This window comes from Kocuria sp. CCUG 69068, from assembly GCF_020833785.1.
GTDB classification, from domain to species: Bacteria; Actinomycetota; Actinomycetes; order Actinomycetales; family Micrococcaceae; genus Kocuria; species Kocuria rosea.
In genome coordinates, this window is record NZ_PDDL01000287.1 from 1 (window position 1) to 472 (window position 472).

At 68.6% G+C, this 472-nt stretch carries 1 protein-coding gene; it reads left to right on the forward strand.

The features are described 5' to 3' along the window. On the forward strand, nt 1-343 hold a 343-nt coding region (locus tag CRM73_RS19560; RefSeq protein WP_255663093.1), incomplete at its 5' end, for a helicase-related protein. Nucleotides 344-472 lie beyond the last annotated feature (129 nt).

The following is a 472-nucleotide window of genomic DNA, read 5'->3' on the forward strand; positions in this document are numbered from 1 at the left end:
ACTCGATGCCCCGGTGCTCACCGGGCAGACCCCGGAGTCGCGGCGGCAGGAGCTCTTCCGGGACTTCCGCGCGGGGACGATCCCGGTACTCGTGGTCTCGAAGGTGGCGAACTTCTCCGTGGACCTGCCGGCCGCCTCGGTGGCGATCCAGGTCTCCGGAGCCTTCGGGTCGCGGCAGGAGGAGGCTCAGCGCCTGGGCCGGATCCTGCGGCCGAAGGAGGATTCGGGCTCGGCGACCTTCTACACGGTCGTCGCCGCCGACACCGTCGACGAGCACTTCGCCGCCCAGCGTCGCCGCTTCCTCACCGAGCAGGGCTACGGCTACGACATCGAGGTGCGCTGAGCGGAGCTTCCTCAGGCAGTCGGGGTAGCCAGTCCGAAGCCGGCCCTATCGAGAAGACCGCGGGCAACCGACCCGTAGTGGTCGAGGTGCTCCTCTGTCCGAGTGGTGGGTCCAGCAATAGTTATCGCT